Consider the following 15,780-nt stretch of genomic DNA (forward strand, 5'->3'; position numbering starts at 1 on the left):
TTGATCCACGCCAGTGAATCCGCTTTTCGGCTCATGAACTTTTTTTCAGAAAGCCGACAGGTATTCTTTGGCAGAATGCTGCGCAATAGCACCGACTTCCCCACACGGTACCGCCCATGAACCGCATCCTGACCATCGAAGACGACGCCGTGACCGCCCGTGAAATCGTCGCCGAGCTGACCCGCAACGGCCTGGACGTCGATTGGGTCGACAACGGCCGCGAAGGCCTGGAACGGGCGGTGAGCGGCGACTACGACCTGATCACCCTCGACCGCATGCTGCCCGAGCTCGACGGCCTGGTGATCGTCACCACGCTGCGCACCATGGGCGTGGCCACGCCGATCCTGATGATCAGCGCCCTCTCCGACGTGGACGAGCGGGTCCGTGGCCTGCGGGCCGGCGGCGACGATTACCTGACCAAACCGTTCGCCACCGACGAAATGGCCGCCCGGGTCGAAGTGCTGCTGCGGCGCAACAATGGCGCCCGCGAACCGGAAACCGCGCTACGGGTGGCCGATCTGGAACTGAACCTGATCAGCCGCGAAGCCAGCCGCAACGGGCAACTGCTCAGCCTGCTGCCCACCGAATACAAGCTGCTCGAATTCCTGATGCGCAACAGCGGGCAGATCCTCTCGCGCATGATGATTTTCGAGGAAGTCTGGGGCTATCACTTCGACCCTGGCACCAACCTGATCGACGTGCACATTGGCCGCCTGCGCAAGAAAATCGACCCGCCGGGCCTGGAACCGCTGATTCGCACGGTACGGGGTTCCGGCTATGTCATTGCTGAACCCCGCTAAAGGCTGGCGCTCCTCCAGCAGCCGTCTGCTGGCGCTGTACAGTTCGCTGTTCGTGATCTGGAGCGCGATCCTGATGGGGGTCATGTATTACGAAGTGTTTGGCTACCTCGACAGCCTGGCCAAGCACTCCCTGATGCAGCGCCAGCACCTGTTCGCCCGGATCCATGGCGATCAACTGGAAGATGCGCTCATGGCCAGCCTGACGCTGGACGAGCGCGGCGTTGACGCCTACGGGCTGTTCGATCCGCAACTGCGCCATTTGAGCGGGCCGATCCTGCGCGTGCCCGCCGACCTGCCCCTTGACGGCAAGATCCACATGCTCGGCGGCTGCGTCGATTCCGATGACCCCGGCGTGCCTTCCGACAGCTGCGACGCGGTGGCGACCCGGACCCAGGACGGTCGCTGGCTGGTCCTGGCCCGGGACAACGGCTCGCTGTTCGCGGTGACACGGATCATCCTGCACGCGCTGTTCTGGGGCGTATCGCTGACCGTCCTGCCGGGCATCGCTGGCTGGCACCTGCTGCGCCGCCGACCGCTACGACGGATTCGCCTGTTGCAGGCCAGCGCCGAAGCCATCGTTGCCGGCGACCTGACCCATCGCCTGCCGCTGTCGAGCCGGCGCGACGAGCTGGACATGCTGGCGGCAATCGTCAATGCCATGCTCGAGCGTATCGAGCGCTTGATGAATGAGGTCAAGGGCGTGTGCGACAACATCGCCCATGACCTGCGCACCCCCTTGACGCGTCTGCGTGCGCAACTTTATCGCATCCAGCAACAGGCGCCGGACGGCTCGCCCGAGGCCTTGCAAATGGATCAGGTGATCGCCGAGACCGACACCCTGATGGCACGGTTTCGGGGGTTGTTGCGGATTTCCGAGCTGGAAGACCAGCAGCGGCGCTCGGGTTTCGTGCGCCTCGACCCGTTGCAGTTATTGCAGGAGCTGCATGACTTTTACCTGCCGCTGGCCGAGGAAGGCGAGCTGACCTTCATCCTCGAGGTGCCTGATGCGCTGCCCCTGCTCAACGGCGACCGGGCATTATTGTTCGAGGCCGTCTCGAACCTGCTGAGCAACTCCATCAAATTCACTCCGCCGGGAGGCACAGTGATCCTGCGTGGGGTCGATCAGGGCGACAGCACCCGCATCGAAGTGCTCGATTCGGGCCCGGGCATCCCCGAGGCGGAGCGCAAGGCCGTGTTTCGCCGTTTCTACCGTGCCGAGGGCAGCAGCCAGCACGGCGGATTCGGCCTGGGCCTGTCGATCGTCGCGGCGATCGTCAATCTGCATGGGTTCACGCTGGAGGTGGGTAGCAGCGAACATGGCGGCGCGCGGTTGGTGCTCGATTGCCGGGGGACACTATTGTAGGGAAACCGCACCTGTGTTGCTGCAGGGAACACTGCACCTGTGGCTCTTGAGCTTTTATGGCGAGGGAGCTTGCTCCCGCTGGGTTGCGCAGCAGCCCCCCTCTCAAGCTCACTCAATCAACCTGATCCACCGCGTCGCCGGGTTCTAGGGCCGCTTCGCGGCCCAGCGGGAGCAAGCTCCCTCGCCACGGGGAATTGGGCATGGCGCGGGTTAAGGGAATGCCTCGAATCAGTGTCAGTTTCAAGAGCAAATCGGTTGGTCGACCGGGATGCTTTTGAGCTTTTGAGCTCTTGAGCTTTTAAGCTTTTGTGGCGAGGGAGCTTGCTCCCGCTGGGTTGCGCAGCAGCCCCTCTCAAGCTCACTCAATCAACCTGATCCACCGCGTCGCCGGGTTCCAGGGCCGCTTCGCGCCCCAGCGGGAGCAAGCTCCCTCGCCACGGGGAATTGGGCATGGCGCGGGTTAAGGGAATGCCTCGAATCAGTGTTAGTTTCAAGAGCAAATCGGTTGGTCGACCGGGATGCTTTTGAGCTTTTGAGCTTTTGAGCTTTTGAGCTTTTGAGCTTTTGAGCTTTTGAGCTCTTGAGCTTTCGTGGCGAGGGAGCTTGCTCCCGCTGGGCTGCGCAGCAGCCCCCCTCTCAAGCTCGCTCAATCGACCTGATCCACCGCGTCGCCGGGCTTCAGGGCCGCTGCGCGCCCCAGCGGGAGCAAGCTCCCTCGCCACGCGGTGTGCGGTGCCTGAACTTTGGTGATTAGCCTGTCCTGATTATTTATACCGGGTCACTGCGATGCAGCGGGATATTTTCCAGCTCATAGCGCAGCTCTTCGATCAACTTGGCGATGCTCTCTTCCGAGCGGACGCTGTCGACACTCATGCCGCTCACCACCAGGTCCACCTCGCCGCTTTCACGGTGATACAGGCGTACAGTGAGGGTGCCGTCACCATTGAGGCTGCATTCGCAGGCCAGCGGCGTAAAGCTTTCTTCCAGGCGGGTGCGCAAGGGGGCCAGATGGGTCATGAGATGCACCTCAGCCCTGGGGGCACAAATGAACGGTGGACAGCACCGACCTCCTGGTCCGCATAGGCATCCTGTCGCTCTCATACTGGGTTAGTTCACTGCACATTGTGGCGTATTCCTTGACTGTTTCGTGGGGACGCGACATCACAGACGATGTCGCACACTGACAGCCTAAGGAACCGCCCCCCCATGCAAAACCCGAATTTGCACCAGCATGCCCGGTGCATTTGCACTGGCTATCATGGTGCCTTCATTCGCCATTCGTTTGCGAATAACCCCCGCTCCCGCGCCCAGACAATCGCCTCGCTGCGGCTATGGACATCCAGTTTCGAATACAGCGTAGCCACGTGATTGCGCACGGTATTGGGCGCCAGCTTCAGGCGCGCGGCGATTTCCTTGTCCGCCAAGCCTTCGCAAATCAGCCCCAGCACGTCGCGCTCCCGGGCCGTCAGCTCGGTGAATGACACACTGGGCACCTGGGCGTTGATGCTCTTCACGTTAGCCAATTTTTCAATCAGGGTCCGACTGAACCAGGACGCATCTTTCATCACCTCTTCGATAGCCGCCACCAGCTCCAGCTCCGAGCGTTTGCGCTCGGTGATGTTCATCAGCACCAACAGATAGCAAGGTTTGTCCTGGATGAGCACCGTATCGGCGGCGACCTCACAGTCGATGAGTTCGCCGCCCTTCTTGTGCACCTTGACGTCGATACTCGAGACAGCGGCAGCCTTTTCCAGCCGGGCAAACAGCGCGGCGCTGGCGTCCTTGTCGAGAAAGCCGATTTCCTCCACGGTTTTTCCCAACAGCTCTTCGCTGGCGTAACCGGTGGTCTGGAGAAACGCCTCGTTGATTTCCAACAACTGCTGTTCAGCGCTGCACACCAGCGTGGGTACGGGCGACAGGCGGAACGACTTGGCAAAGCGCTCCTCGCTCTGGCGCAGGGCCGTTTCTGCCTTGCGTCGCGGCTCCATGTCCATGAAGGAAAACAGCATGCAGTCTTCGTCGTGCAGGTCCAGCGGCTGGCCGGCGACGATCACCTGTTTGCAGGTGCCGTCAGGCAATTTCAACTCGGCCTGCATTTGCGGAATGGTCGCGCCCTGCCCCAGGCGTTCGATGGCCAGGTCGCGTCTTTCGGCGGCTTCAAGCACGTCAAGCTCATAGACCGAACGCCCAATCACCTGCTCGCGACTGTAGCCGGTCATCTCCAGGAATCCCGGATTGACCTTGATGTAACGCAGGTCACTGAGGCGACAGATCACCGCCGGTGCCGGGTTGGCCCCGAAGGTTTTCTCGAAGCGCTGCTCGGCGCTGGCCCATTCGGTGGCATCGCTGAGGATCAGCACGAGAAGCTCCGGCTCGCCGTTGCGGTCGGCCAGCACCATGCTGCGGATCCGATGCACCCAGGTCCGATCCGGGTCGGCCTGGGGCGTGACTTCCACCAGCACATCGCTGAACTCATCGCCACGGGCAACCCGGGCGATGGGGTAGTTGTCGTCGCTCAGCGGGTGATTGTTGCGATAACGCAAATTGAAACGCCGGGCGTATTGCCTGGCCGTGGTGCCCAGCTCACTGAGATCCTTGACCCCGTGCATCGCCAAGGCCGCTGCGTTGGCCCAGGCAATGGTCTGGTCGACCTCGATCAACATCACCCCGTCGGACAGCCCGGCAATGATCTGCAGCAATTGACGACGGTTGGTATCGGTGGTCGGGACTTGCTGATTCATTGGGTCTCCATGTGGTCAGTAGGTTTCAAGCATGGATGCGTTGAAGGTTACGACCACATGGGTTTGCAATAGTGCATCGGCCCTTCAAGCCGCCATGCGCCCCTCGGCAATCGCTTGTGAGGCGGCCAGCATCGCTCGCAGCAGCACTGCGCAACCGGCGGCGAGGTCGTCCGGGGCGGCGTTTTCGATTTCGTTGTGGCTGATACCTCCTTCGCAAGGCACGAAGATCATCCCGGCCGGGCCCAGTTCGGCGAGGAAGATCGCGTCATGACCGGCACCGCTGACGATGTCCAGGTGGGACAGGCCCAGCCCTTGGGCAGCGCCGCGTACGGCGTCGACGCAGCCTTTGTCGAAATACAGCGGCGGGAAATCGGCCGTGGGTTTCAAATCGAAGGTCAGGCCGTGCTGCTGGCAGGTGTCTTCGATCACCTGCTTGACCTCGGCGATCATCGAATCCAGCCGCGCCGGTTCCAGGTGACGAAAGTCCAGGGTCATGCGCACTTCGCCGGGGATGACATTGCGCGACCCCGGATAAGCTTGCAGGCACCCGACCGTGCCGCAGGCATGGGGTTGATGACCGAGGGCGGCGCGGTTGACGGCGCCAACGATGATCGAGGCGCCCACCAGGGCGTCCTTGCGCAGGTGCATCGGGGTCGGGCCGGCGTGGGCTTCGACGCCGCGCAAGGTCAGGTCGAACCACTTCTGCCCCAATGCGCCCATCACCACGCCGATGGTCTTGCCCTCGTCTTCGAGGATCGGCCCCTGTTCGATGTGCGCCTCGAAATACGCCCCCACCGGATGCCCGCTGACCGGGCGCGGGCCGGCATAGCCGATGGCATTGAGCGCCTGGCCCACGCTGATGCCCTCGGCGTCGACCTTGGCGAGGGTTTCTTCGAGGGTGAATTTTTCCGCGAACACGCCGGAGCCCATCATGCACGGGGCGAAACGCGAGCCTTCTTCGTTGGTCCAGACCACCACCTCCAACGGTGCTTCGGTCTCAATGTTCAGGTCATTGAGGGTGCGCAGCACCTCCAGCCCGGAGAGCACGCCAAAGCAGCCGTCGAACTTGCCACCGGTGGGCTGGGTGTCGATGTGGCTGCCGGTCATCACCGGTGGCAGGTTCGGATTGCGCCCCGGACGACGGGCGAAGATGTTGCCCACCGCATCGATGCTGACGGTGCAGCCCGCCGCCTGGGTCCATTGCACGAACAGGTCGCGGGCCTGGCGGTCGAGGTCGGTCAGGGCCAGCCGACACACACCGCCCTTGACCGTGGCACCGAGCTGGGCCAGGTCCATGAGCGATTGCCACAGGCGATCGCGATTGATGTGCGGGTGGGTGGATTGCAGGACGTCGATGGCTGCGTTCATGGGGATCTCCATTTTTTCAGGCATGTTTTTGGTGTGCTTGCTCGCGATGAGGCCCTCCCTCACACCGCGGTTTTAGCGACGGACGGGCTCGCTCGCATACTGCACAACCCGTAATAAATCACCCCGCCCAGCGCCGAGCCGGTGAACCAGCCGTAGCTGTAGAACCAACTGAACGCATCGCTGCCCAGGGACAGCAGCGTCAGCACCACCGGCACGCCAAAGGCGATGAAGCCATTCCAGTTCCACGCCGGGTAAGTGTCGTCGCGGTACAACCCGGCCAGGTCCAGTTGCTGTTTCTTGATCAGGAAATAATCCACCACCATGATCCCGGCAATCGGCCCCAGCAGGCTCGAATAACCCAGCAGCCAATTGGAATAGACCGACTCCAGGCTGACCTCGGACACAATCAGGCCAAGCTTCTTCAGCAGTTCGTGGGCCATCAGCGCCAGCCCCACCAACCCGGTGAGCATCACCGCCTTGGTGCGGCCGATCAGTTTCGGCGCCAGGTTCTGGAAGTCGTTGGTGGGCGAGACGATGTTGGCGGCGGTGTTGGTCGAGAGCGTGGCGACAATAATCAGCACCATGGCCAGGGCCACCCATACCGGGCTCTGGATGTGCCCGATCAAGGTCACCGGGTCGGAGACGGTCACCCCCACCAGTTTTTCCGAGGCGGCGGTCATGACCACGCCGAGGGAGGCGAACAGGAACATGGTCAATGGCAGGCCAATGATCTGCCCCACGATCTGGTCTTTCTGACTCCTGGCATAACGGCTGAAGTCAGGAATGTTCAACGACAGCGTGGCCCAGAAACCGACCATGGCCGTCAGGCCGGCAAGGAAGTAGCTGGTCACGCCGGCGCCTTCGGGACGCTTGGCCGGGACCGCCATCAGTTCAGTCAATGAAACGTTGGGCAATGCCCACACCAACAGACCGACGCCCACCAGCACCAGCAGCGGCGCTGACAAGGTTTCCAGCCACTTGATCGACTCGGCACCGCGCAGCACCACCCACAGGTTGATGACCCAGAACACCATGAAGCCGATCACTTCGCCGGTGCCACCCAGGCTCTTCCAGCCTTCGAACACCGAGCCGAGAAACAGGTGGATCGCCAGCCCGCCGAACATGGTCTGGATCCCGAACCAGCCACAGGCCACCAGGGCGCGGATCAGGCACGGCACGTTGGAACCAATCACGCCGAAGGATGAGCGCAAAAGCACCGGAAACGGAATGCCGTACTTGGTTCCGGCAAAGGCATTCAGGGTCAGGGGGATCAGCACGATGATGTTGGCAAACAGAATCGCCAGCAGCGCCTCGCCCACCGTCAGGCCGAAATAGGCGGTGAGCACGCCACCGAGGGTGTAGGTCGGCACGCAAATCGCCATGCCCACCCACAGTGCAGTGATGTGCCATTTGTTCCAGGTTCGCTCATGCACCTTGGTCGGCGCGATGTCGTGGTTATAACGGGGGCTGTCGAGGACGTCGCTGCCGGCTTCAAGCTCGAACAATCCGTCGCGCTCGGTCACTGTTGATCTGGTCATGTCCGCTCCACTGTTTTCATTATTTTTGCTCATCGACGGGCGATGGCCGGAGTACTTGCACGCGTGCTACCGACCACCCCGCCAGACCCACGACGGCACTCAATAACCGTGCCGGATAATGCGCTGAGCTGACCGGATGATCGATATAACCCTTTCAACCTTTTGATGTTTAACGTTTTAAAGCCACGTTGTTGCCTTGTTTCACTCCCTGCTTACCGCCCTTGAGGCTAGATGACCTTCACGCCCTGTCGAGGGGGAGATTCAAAGTGGTGCACCCCGGATCAACGCAAGGTGTCTAGACCGCACTTGCAACGCTTTCAAGCCGCTGATTTACCATGACAAATCTCGCTCAAATAACGATCCTGTCAAGTGCGTCAAAATGGTGAGCAGGCTCACCATTTTGGTGAATTTATAAATTAATACTTTAATTTCAATAAGTTAATTAACGCATAAGCTTATAAAAAATAATCTTGCTCATTTCATAAACTCCAGCTAGCGTCTAATCCTGACAGTCGTGACAAGAATATAAACCGCCACGACTTTACCTACCGTGATCGATAAAACATAAAGAACCGGCAACAGTCGGTCATGCCTGCGAGGAACTCGGAATGTCTCTGTTAATCCGTGGCGCCACCGTTATTACCCATGATGAAAGTTATCGCGCCGATGTGTTTTGCGCCGACGGCGTGATCAAGGCCATCGGTGACAACCTGGATGTTCCGGCCGCTGTCGAAGTGCTCGATGGCGGCGGCCAATACCTGATGCCCGGCGGCATCGATCCCCATACGCATATGCAGTTGCCATTCATGGGCACGGTCGCCAGCGAGGACTTCTTCAGCGGCACGGCGGCAGGTCTGGCCGGGGGCACCACCTCGATCATCGATTTCGTGATTCCCAACCCCCAGCAATCGTTGATGGAAGCCTTTCACCAATGGCGTGGCTGGGCCGAGAAAAGTGCCAGCGACTACGGTTTTCACGTGGCAATCACCTGGTGGAGCGAACAGGTCCGCGAAGAAATGGCCGAGCTGGTCAGCCATCATGGGGTGAACAGCTTCAAGCATTTCATGGCCTACAAGAATGCGATCATGGCGGCCGACGACACCTTGGTCGCAAGCTTCGAGCGCTGCCTGGAACTGGGCGCGGTGCCCACCGTGCACGCCGAAAACGGCGAACTGGTCTATCACCTGCAACGCAAGTTGCTGGCCCAGGGCATCACCGGGCCGGAGGCCCATCCGTTGTCGCGTCCTTCGCAAGTGGAAGGCGAAGCCGCGAGCCGGGCCATCCGCATCGCCGAAACCCTGGGCACACCGCTGTACCTGGTGCATGTGTCGACCAAAGAGGCCCTGGACGAAATCACCTACGCCCGCAGCAAGGGCCAACCGGTCTACGGTGAAGTACTGGCCGGGCATCTGTTGCTGGACGACAGTGTTTATCGCGACCCCGACTGGCAGACCGCCGCCGGCTACGTGATGAGCCCACCCTTTCGCCCACGCGGGCATCAAGAGGCTCTCTGGCACGGCTTGCAGTCCGGCAATCTGCACACCACCGCCACCGACCACTGTTGCTTCTGCGCCGAACAGAAGGCTGCCGGCCGCGACGACTTCAGCAAGATCCCCAACGGCACCGCCGGTATCGAAGACCGCATGGCCGTGCTCTGGGACGAGGGGGTCAACAGCGGAAAATTGTCGATGCACGACTTCGTCGCCCTCACCTCCACCAACACCGCGAAGATCTTCAACCTCTACCCGCGCAAAGGGGCGATCCGCGTCGGCGCCGATGCCGACCTGGTGCTCTGGGACCCGCAAGGCAGCCGCACGATTTCCGCCAAAGCCCACCATCAGCAGGTGGACTTCAACATCTTCGAAGGCAAGACCGTGCGCGGCGTGCCCAGCCACACCATCAGCCAGGGCCGGCTGGTGTGGGCCGACGGCGACCTGCGGGCCGAGCGCGGCGCGGGGCGCTATATCGAGCGGCCGGCGTATCCGGCGGTGTTCGATTTGCTGAGCAAGCGGGCGGAGTTGAACAAGCCAACCGCCGTGAAACGCTGAAACCCGGGCCTTTGAACGTTCCCACGCTCCGCGTGGGAATGCAGCCCGGGACGCTCTGCGTCCCAGAGCGGAACGCGGAGCGTCCCCAGAGGCATTCCCACGCAGAGCGCGGGAACGATCAAGGCAACGAAAAAAACCACTGCCCACCAGAGGCAGCACCTCAAACACCGTGAGGCCCACTCCATGATCCAGCCCTTGAGTCACCTCCCCCATTCCCAGGAAGACCCGGCCACCCTCGCCGCCCGCTTCAGCGACCTGGCGCCACCGCTCAATGCGCGCCAGGCCCACCTGGAAGCCTCCCGGTGCCTGTATTGCTACGACGCACCGTGCGTGAACGCCTGTCCAAGCGAAATCGATATCCCTTCATTCATCCGCAACATCCACCAGGACAACGTCCAAGGCGCGGCCCAGAAAATCCTCTCGGCCAACATCCTCGGCGGCAGTTGTGCCCGGGTCTGCCCCACGGAGATCCTTTGCCAGCAAGCCTGCGTGCGCAACAACGTCCATGAATGCGCGCCGGTATTGATCGGCCAGCTGCAACGCTACGCCGTGGATAACGCCCATTTCAGCGAACACCCGTTCAAGCGTGCCGCCACCACTGGCAAGCGCATCGCCGTGGTCGGGGCCGGCCCGGCGGGCTTGTCCTGCGCCCATCGCAGCGCAATGCACGGCCATGACGTGGTGGTTTTCGAAGCCCGTGAAAAAGCCGGCGGCCTCAACGAATACGGGATCGCCAAGTACAAACTGGTGGACGACTACGCCCAACGTGAACTGGACTTCCTGTTAGAGATCGGCGGCATCGAAATCCGTCACGGCCAAAAACTCGGCGAGAACCTGAGCCTGAGCGACCTGCACCAGCAGTTTGACGCGGTGTTCCTCGGCCTCGGCCTGGCGGCCAGCAAACAACTAGGCCTGAGCGACGAACAGGCGCCGGGGCTGCTGGCCGCCACCGACTACATCCGCGAACTGCGCCAGGCCGACGACCTCAGCCAGTTGCCCCTGGCCGACCGCTGCATCGTGCTCGGCGCCGGCAACACCGCCATCGACATGGCCGTGCAAATGGCTCGCCTCGGCGCCCGGGACGTTAGCCTGGTGTACCGCCGAGGCTTGGAAGACATGGGCGCCACCGGCCATGAACAGGACATCGCCAAGGCCAATCAGGTGCGCCTGTTGACGTGGGCGCAGCCGCAACAGGTGTTGCTCGATGACGCGGGGAAGGTACGCGGCATGCGTTTCTCCCGCACCCATCTGGAAAACGGTCGGCTGGTCATCGGCACCGACACCTTCGACCTGCCCGCCGACGCCATTTTCAAAGCCATCGGCCAAGCCTTCGATGACAACGCACTGGTGGACCCGCTGGCCCGGGAGCTCAAGCGCCAGGACGGACGAATCCTGGTGGACGAACACCTGCGCACCAGCATTCCCGGTGTCTACGCCGGCGGCGATTGCACCAGCCTGGACCAGGACCTCACCGTGCAGGCCGTGCAGCACGGCAAGCTCGCCGCCGAGGCGATCAACGCTCAACTCATGCTCAACGTGGAGGCTGCGTAAATGGCCGATCTGTCGATTGTCTTCGCCGGTATCAAAGCCCCCAATCCGTTCTGGCTGGCCTCCGCGCCGCCCACCGACAAGGCCTATAACGTGGTCCGCGCCTTCGAGGCCGGCTGGGGTGGCGTGGTCTGGAAAACCCTCGGTGAGGATCCAGCGGCCGTGAATGTGTCCTCGCGTTATTCGGCCCATTACGGCGCCAATCGCGAGGTGTTGGGCATCAACAACATCGAGCTGATCACCGACCGTTCCCTGGAGATCAACCTGCGGGAAATCACCCAGGTGAAAAAGGATTGGCCAGACCGGGCGTTGATCGTGTCGCTGATGGTGCCCTGCGTCGAAGAATCCTGGAAACGCATCCTGCCCCTGGTGGAGGCCACCGGCGCCGACGGCATCGAACTGAACTTCGGCTGCCCCCACGGCATGCCGGAACGCGGCATGGGCGCGGCGGTCGGCCAGGTGCCGGAGTACGTCGAGCAAGTGACCCGCTGGTGCAAGACCTATTGCTCGTTGCCGGTGATCGTCAAGCTCACGCCGAACATCACCGACATCCGCGTCGCCGCCCGGGCCGCCCATCGCGGCGGTGCGGACGCGGTGTCGTTGATCAACACCATCAACTCCATCACCAGCGTCGACCTCGACCGCATGGTCGCCCTGCCCAGCGTCGGCAGCCAGAGCACCCATGGCGGTTATTGCGGCTCGGCGGTCAAGCCCATCGCCCTGAACATGGTCGCCGAAATCGCCCGCGACCCACAGACCCACGGCTTGCCGATCTGCGGCATAGGGGGCATCGGCAGTTGGCGCGACGCGGCGGAATTCATCGCCTTGGGCAGCGGCGCGGTGCAAGTCTGCACCGCCGCAATGCTGCATGGCTTTCGTATCGTCGAAGAAATGAAGGACGGCCTGTCACGCTGGATGGACGAGCACGGCCACGCCAACCTCCAGGCCTTCTCCGGGCGCGCGGTGGGCAACACCACCGACTGGAAGTACCTGGACATCAACTACCAGGTCATCGCGAAAATCGACCAGGAGGCCTGCATCGGCTGCGGTCGCTGCCACATCGCCTGCGAAGACACCTCACACCAGGCCATCGCCAGCCTCAAGCAAGCAGACGGCACGCGTAAATATGAAGTGATCGATGAAGAATGCGTGGGCTGCAACCTGTGCCAGATCACCTGCCCGGTGCAGGACTGCATCGAAATGGTGACGGTGGACACGGGCAAGCCGTTCCTGGATTGGAACCATGATCCGCGTAATCCCTATCATGTGGCGGTTTGAAAGTTGAGGTGCCTGGGCTGACGCCATCGCGAGCAAGCTCGCGATGAGGCCCTAAGCCACAGCATAAAACCTCAGGGCTCCAACCCAATCCCCCGCAAAATCACACTCGTCACCGTCTGCACCGCCCGTTCGAACTGCATGTCCGACAGCGGCTGGTGGTCGTTGAGGATGTTGATCTGGTGGTCGAAGTCGGCGTAGTGCTGGGTCGAGGCCCAGATCATGTAGAGCAGGCTTGAGGGTTCTATCGGGAGGATGCGTTTGTCTTCCACCCACTGGCGGATCTTCGCTTCCTTCATCTTGGCCCAGTCGTAGAGACTGGCGTCCAAGGCCTGGCCTAGGGTCGGGGCGCCGTGGATGATTTCGTTGGCCCAGACTTTCGAGCCATAGGGGCGGCTGCGGGAGTGGTTCATCTTGGCGCGGATGTAGCTGCTGAGCACCACCCGGGGGTCGTCGAACATTTCGAAGCACAAGGCGTCCTGCTTCCAGACCTCCAGCAGGTCGAAAAGCACGGCGCTGTAGAGTTCGCTCTTGGTGCTGAAGTAATAGTGCAGGTTGGAACGGGGCAATTGCACTTCGGCGGCGATGTCGGCCATGGCGGTGCTGCCGAAGCCTTTTTCGGCAAAGACCTTCTCGGCGGCCAGCAGGATTTTCTCGACGTTACTGCGACGAATCTCGATCTTGTGATTGCCCATGAGGGCTCCCTGGGGACAGCGTTGGCCAAGGTTAGCATTCACTCACTTTCGATAACACTGGGGGCTCGCTCCCTATTTGACCGTGCATGTTCAGGCGGATGTGCACAGTGCCCTTGTGGCGAGGGAGCTTGCTCCCGCTGGACTGCGAAGCAGACCCAGGTTCTTTGTTTCAGCACAATTTTTTTGGGGCGGCTTCGCCACCCAGCGGGAGCAAGCTCCCTCGCCACGGGGGGTTATGTCGGCTGACGGGTTTCGATGTTGTCCAGTGCACGGTTTGCCAGCAGGCTGCCCAGTTCGATCAGTTGTTGGATGCCCAGGAGGAAATGCCGGCGTGAACCATCCAGGTCGAAAGCCAGGTCGTTGACCATGACATTGGCCGAGGCCAGGGTTTCGCTGAGGTTGGCGAGCAGGCTTTCGGTGTCGACGTTTTGGATGACGGTGAAGAGTTGGACGGGCGCAGCCTCGGCTTCGGGCTTGTCCGGCTTGGGGTTCAGGTAATAGTCGAGTACGCGCTCGGCGGCTTCGTCGAGTTTCTTGGTTTTTTTGCGTGGTGGAGTCGGGTCGGTGTCCGGTGGGTTGGGGGTTACTTTGAACATAGTTGAAGCTCCGATGCTGTAGTAAGGGAGCCAACACCCTCTCGCTACCAAACGAATTAGGGTGGCGGCCATACGAAGGTTGGTAGACCGGGCATCGGAGCCGGCGCCTCCGAAGAGACCCTGCGCATGGCCACCAAAAAGCGAAGTGCATGATTGCACTTGCAAGAGATGACGCTATGCACCGACACCAGGGCTACCAAACCCGATCGCTGATTCCTCAGCGACCCGGAAACGATAAAACCCGACCGCCAGGCGCACAAGCCGGCGGATTCTGGCGCAGGTGTAGGCAATGGCGCAAGACAACGTAGCCCGATCCAGAAGGATCCTACATTCGGATAAACACTGCCCTGTTTGGACTGGGAATAGGGTCAACAGCACACCTGTGGCGAGGGAGCTTGCTCCCGCTGGGTGGCGAAGCCGCCCCAAAAATTTGTGCTGAAACAAAGAACTTGGGCCTGCTTCGCAGTCCAGCGGGAGCAAGCTCCCTCGCCACAGGAGACTTCTGCATCCATTAGATCGTGGGCATTCGACTAATGTCTTAGACCAGTCATCGCACAACTACACCCCGCACAACTGTTTTCAGAGTCCCGTACAGGCCTGGCGTCAAAGCCTTCTATCTTCATTTCGCTCACCTGCAACCATCGAAACGCCTCATTTTGAAGCACCCTCGGCTTGGATAATTCCGATAATGGCCAGTTGACAACGACGTGCGGCTTCCAAATAATCGCCCTCATGTTGTACGACGACGTATAACAAATAAAAACAACAAAAAAGTAGGGAGCGTCATAGTGAGCACACGTGTCCGTTTTTCGCCCGAGCACCGTCCAAACCACCGTACCCTTCTCAACACCAGCCCTGCACTGATCCTGCTCGGTTGCAGCAGCCTGTCTCTGTTTCTCCCGATGACCGCCAGCGCCGAAGGCTTCGTCGATGATGCCAAAGCCACGCTGAACCTGCGCAACGCCTATTTCAACCGTAACTTCACCAACCCGAACAATGCCCAAGGCAAAGCCGAGGAATGGACCCAGAGTTTCATCCTCGACGCCAAGTCCGGTTTCACCCAGGGCGTGGTCGGTTTCGGCGTGGACGTGCTCGGCACGTACTCGCTCAAGCTCGACGGCGGGCGCGGCACCACCGGCACGCAACTGCTGCCGGTGCATGACGACGGTCGCCCCGCCGATGACTTCGGTCGCCTGGGCGTGGCCCTCAAGGCCAAGGTGTCGAAGACCGAATTGAAGGTCGGCGAATGGATGCCGGTGCTGCCGATCCTGCGCTCCGACGACGGCCGTTCCCTGCCGCAAACCTTCCGTGGGGGCCAGGTGACCTCCACCGAAATCAGCGGCCTGACGCTGTACGGTGGCCAGTTCCGCGCCAACAGCCCGCGCAACGACGCGAGCATGGAAGACATGTCCATGAACGGCCGCGGCGCGTTCACCTCCGACCGTTTCAACTTCGGCGGCGGTGAATACGCCTTCAACGAAAAACGCACCCAGGTCGGCGTGTGGTACGCGGAACTGTCCGACATCTACCAGCAACAATATTTCAACCTGACCCACAGCCAGCCCATCGGCGACTGGACCCTGGGCGCCAACCTCGGCTACTTCACCGGCAAGGAAAACGGCAGTGCCCTGGCCGGCGACCTGGACAACAAAACCGCGTTCGCCATGCTCTCGGCCAAGTACGGCGGCAACACCTTTTATGTCGGCCTGCAGAAAGTCGGCGGCGATGATGCCTGGATGCGCGTCAACGGCACCAGCGGCGGCACCCTGGCCAACGACAGCTACAACTCCAGCTACGACAACGCCAAG

At 61.3% G+C, this 15,780-nt stretch carries 12 protein-coding genes; 6 read left to right on the forward strand and 6 right to left on the reverse strand.

Annotation, left to right across the window (positions count from 1 at the left end; translation table 11 throughout):
* Window positions 1-116: 116 nt before the first annotated feature.
* Together BLU76_RS24740 and BLU76_RS24745 are read left to right on the forward strand one after the other, a co-directional pair.
* Entirely contained in the window at window positions 117-800 is a 684-nt protein-coding gene (locus BLU76_RS24740) for a response regulator transcription factor (protein ID WP_047230191.1), read from the forward strand.
* Window positions 778-2,163, forward strand: a complete 1,386-nt coding sequence (locus BLU76_RS24745; protein ID WP_092146035.1) for a sensor histidine kinase — start codon at window positions 778-780, stop codon at window positions 2,161-2,163. Before BLU76_RS24740 ends, BLU76_RS24745 begins: the two co-directional genes overlap by 23 nt.
* A 768-nt stretch (window positions 2,164-2,931) precedes the next feature.
* Here BLU76_RS24745 and BLU76_RS24750 read toward each other — a convergent pair.
* The 4 genes from BLU76_RS24750 to BLU76_RS24765 form a co-directional block, all read right to left on the reverse strand.
* Window positions 2,932-3,180, reverse strand: coding sequence for a DUF1652 domain-containing protein (locus BLU76_RS24750; protein WP_092146037.1), 249 nt, complete (start codon window positions 3,178-3,180; stop codon window positions 2,932-2,934).
* Window positions 3,181-3,419: 239 nt separating this feature from the next.
* The gene (locus BLU76_RS24755) at window positions 3,420-4,904 is read right to left on the reverse strand and encodes a helix-turn-helix transcriptional regulator (protein WP_092146039.1); all 1,485 of its coding nucleotides are present in this window, start codon (window positions 4,902-4,904) and stop codon (window positions 3,420-3,422) included.
* 84 nt (window positions 4,905-4,988) lie between these two features.
* Entirely contained in the window at window positions 4,989-6,272 is a 1,284-nt protein-coding gene (locus tag BLU76_RS24760) for a Zn-dependent hydrolase (protein ID WP_063320667.1), read from the reverse strand.
* Between the two features lie 59 nt (window positions 6,273-6,331).
* Window positions 6,332-7,810 (reverse strand): NCS1 family nucleobase:cation symporter-1, encoded by a 1,479-nt coding sequence (locus tag BLU76_RS24765; protein ID WP_092146041.1) that lies wholly within the window; start codon window positions 7,808-7,810, stop codon window positions 6,332-6,334.
* Between the two features lie 608 nt (window positions 7,811-8,418).
* On the opposite strand from BLU76_RS24765, the gene hydA reads away from it, so the two are divergent.
* The 3 genes from hydA (at window position 8,419) to preA (ending at window position 12,684) form a co-directional block, all read left to right on the forward strand.
* Window positions 8,419-9,858: a dihydropyrimidinase gene (gene hydA / locus BLU76_RS24770; RefSeq protein ID WP_092146043.1), complete on the forward strand. Its 1,440-nt coding sequence runs from the start codon at window positions 8,419-8,421 to the stop codon at window positions 9,856-9,858.
* Window positions 9,859-10,041: 183 nt separating this feature from the next.
* A complete protein-coding gene (locus BLU76_RS24780; protein ID WP_092146047.1) occupies window positions 10,042-11,409 on the forward strand; it encodes an NAD(P)-dependent oxidoreductase in 1,368 nt (455 codons plus the stop codon).
* On the forward strand, window positions 11,410-12,684 hold the full coding sequence (preA, locus tag BLU76_RS24785) for an NAD-dependent dihydropyrimidine dehydrogenase subunit PreA (RefSeq protein WP_092146049.1): 1,275 nt from the start codon (window positions 11,410-11,412) through the stop codon (window positions 12,682-12,684). It abuts the gene before it with no gap.
* Between the two features lie 71 nt (window positions 12,685-12,755).
* On the opposite strand, the gene BLU76_RS24790 is transcribed toward preA, so the two are convergent.
* Both BLU76_RS24790 and BLU76_RS24800 read right to left on the reverse strand, forming a co-directional pair.
* Window positions 12,756-13,376, reverse strand: coding sequence for a TetR/AcrR family transcriptional regulator (locus BLU76_RS24790; RefSeq protein WP_092146051.1), 621 nt, complete (start codon window positions 13,374-13,376; stop codon window positions 12,756-12,758).
* Between the two features lie 233 nt (window positions 13,377-13,609).
* On the reverse strand, window positions 13,610-13,972 hold the full coding sequence (locus tag BLU76_RS24800; protein WP_092146055.1) for a DUF6124 family protein: 363 nt from the start codon (window positions 13,970-13,972) through the stop codon (window positions 13,610-13,612).
* A 902-nt stretch (window positions 13,973-14,874) separates the two neighbouring features.
* Here BLU76_RS24800 and BLU76_RS24805 point away from each other — a divergent pair.
* The coding region (locus BLU76_RS24805; protein ID WP_371915047.1) for an OprD family porin at window positions 14,875-15,780 on the forward strand (906 nt) is incomplete at its 3' end.

The sequence above is a fragment of the Pseudomonas sp. NFACC08-1 genome, from assembly GCF_900106735.1.
GTDB lineage: Bacteria > Pseudomonadota > Gammaproteobacteria > Pseudomonadales > Pseudomonadaceae > Aquipseudomonas > Aquipseudomonas fluorescens_Q.

What these genes read in the sequence shown, in the direction of transcription:
- BLU76_RS24750 (WP_092146037.1), bottom strand. Translation starts at nt 3,180, where the DNA reads ATGACCCATCTGGCCCCCTTGCGCACCCGCCTGGAAGAAAGCTTTACG.
- preA (WP_092146049.1), top strand. Translation starts at nt 11,410, where the DNA reads ATGGCCGATCTGTCGATTGTCTTCGCCGGTATCAAAGCCCCCAATCCG.
- hydA (WP_092146043.1), top strand. Translation starts at nt 8,419, where the DNA reads ATGTCTCTGTTAATCCGTGGCGCCACCGTTATTACCCATGATGAAAGT.
- BLU76_RS24790 (WP_092146051.1), bottom strand. Translation starts at nt 13,376, where the DNA reads ATGGGCAATCACAAGATCGAGATTCGTCGCAGTAACGTCGAGAAAATC.
- BLU76_RS24780 (WP_092146047.1), top strand. Translation starts at nt 10,042, where the DNA reads ATGATCCAGCCCTTGAGTCACCTCCCCCATTCCCAGGAAGACCCGGCC.
- BLU76_RS24745 (WP_092146035.1), top strand. Translation starts at nt 778, where the DNA reads ATGTCATTGCTGAACCCCGCTAAAGGCTGGCGCTCCTCCAGCAGCCGT.
- BLU76_RS24800 (WP_092146055.1), bottom strand. Translation starts at nt 13,972, where the DNA reads ATGTTCAAAGTAACCCCCAACCCACCGGACACCGACCCGACTCCACCA.
- BLU76_RS24755 (WP_092146039.1), bottom strand. Translation starts at nt 4,904, where the DNA reads ATGAATCAGCAAGTCCCGACCACCGATACCAACCGTCGTCAATTGCTG.
- BLU76_RS24765 (WP_092146041.1), bottom strand. Translation starts at nt 7,810, where the DNA reads ATGACCAGATCAACAGTGACCGAGCGCGACGGATTGTTCGAGCTTGAA.
- BLU76_RS24740 (WP_047230191.1), top strand. Translation starts at nt 117, where the DNA reads ATGAACCGCATCCTGACCATCGAAGACGACGCCGTGACCGCCCGTGAA.
- BLU76_RS24760 (WP_063320667.1), bottom strand. Translation starts at nt 6,272, where the DNA reads ATGAACGCAGCCATCGACGTCCTGCAATCCACCCACCCGCACATCAAT.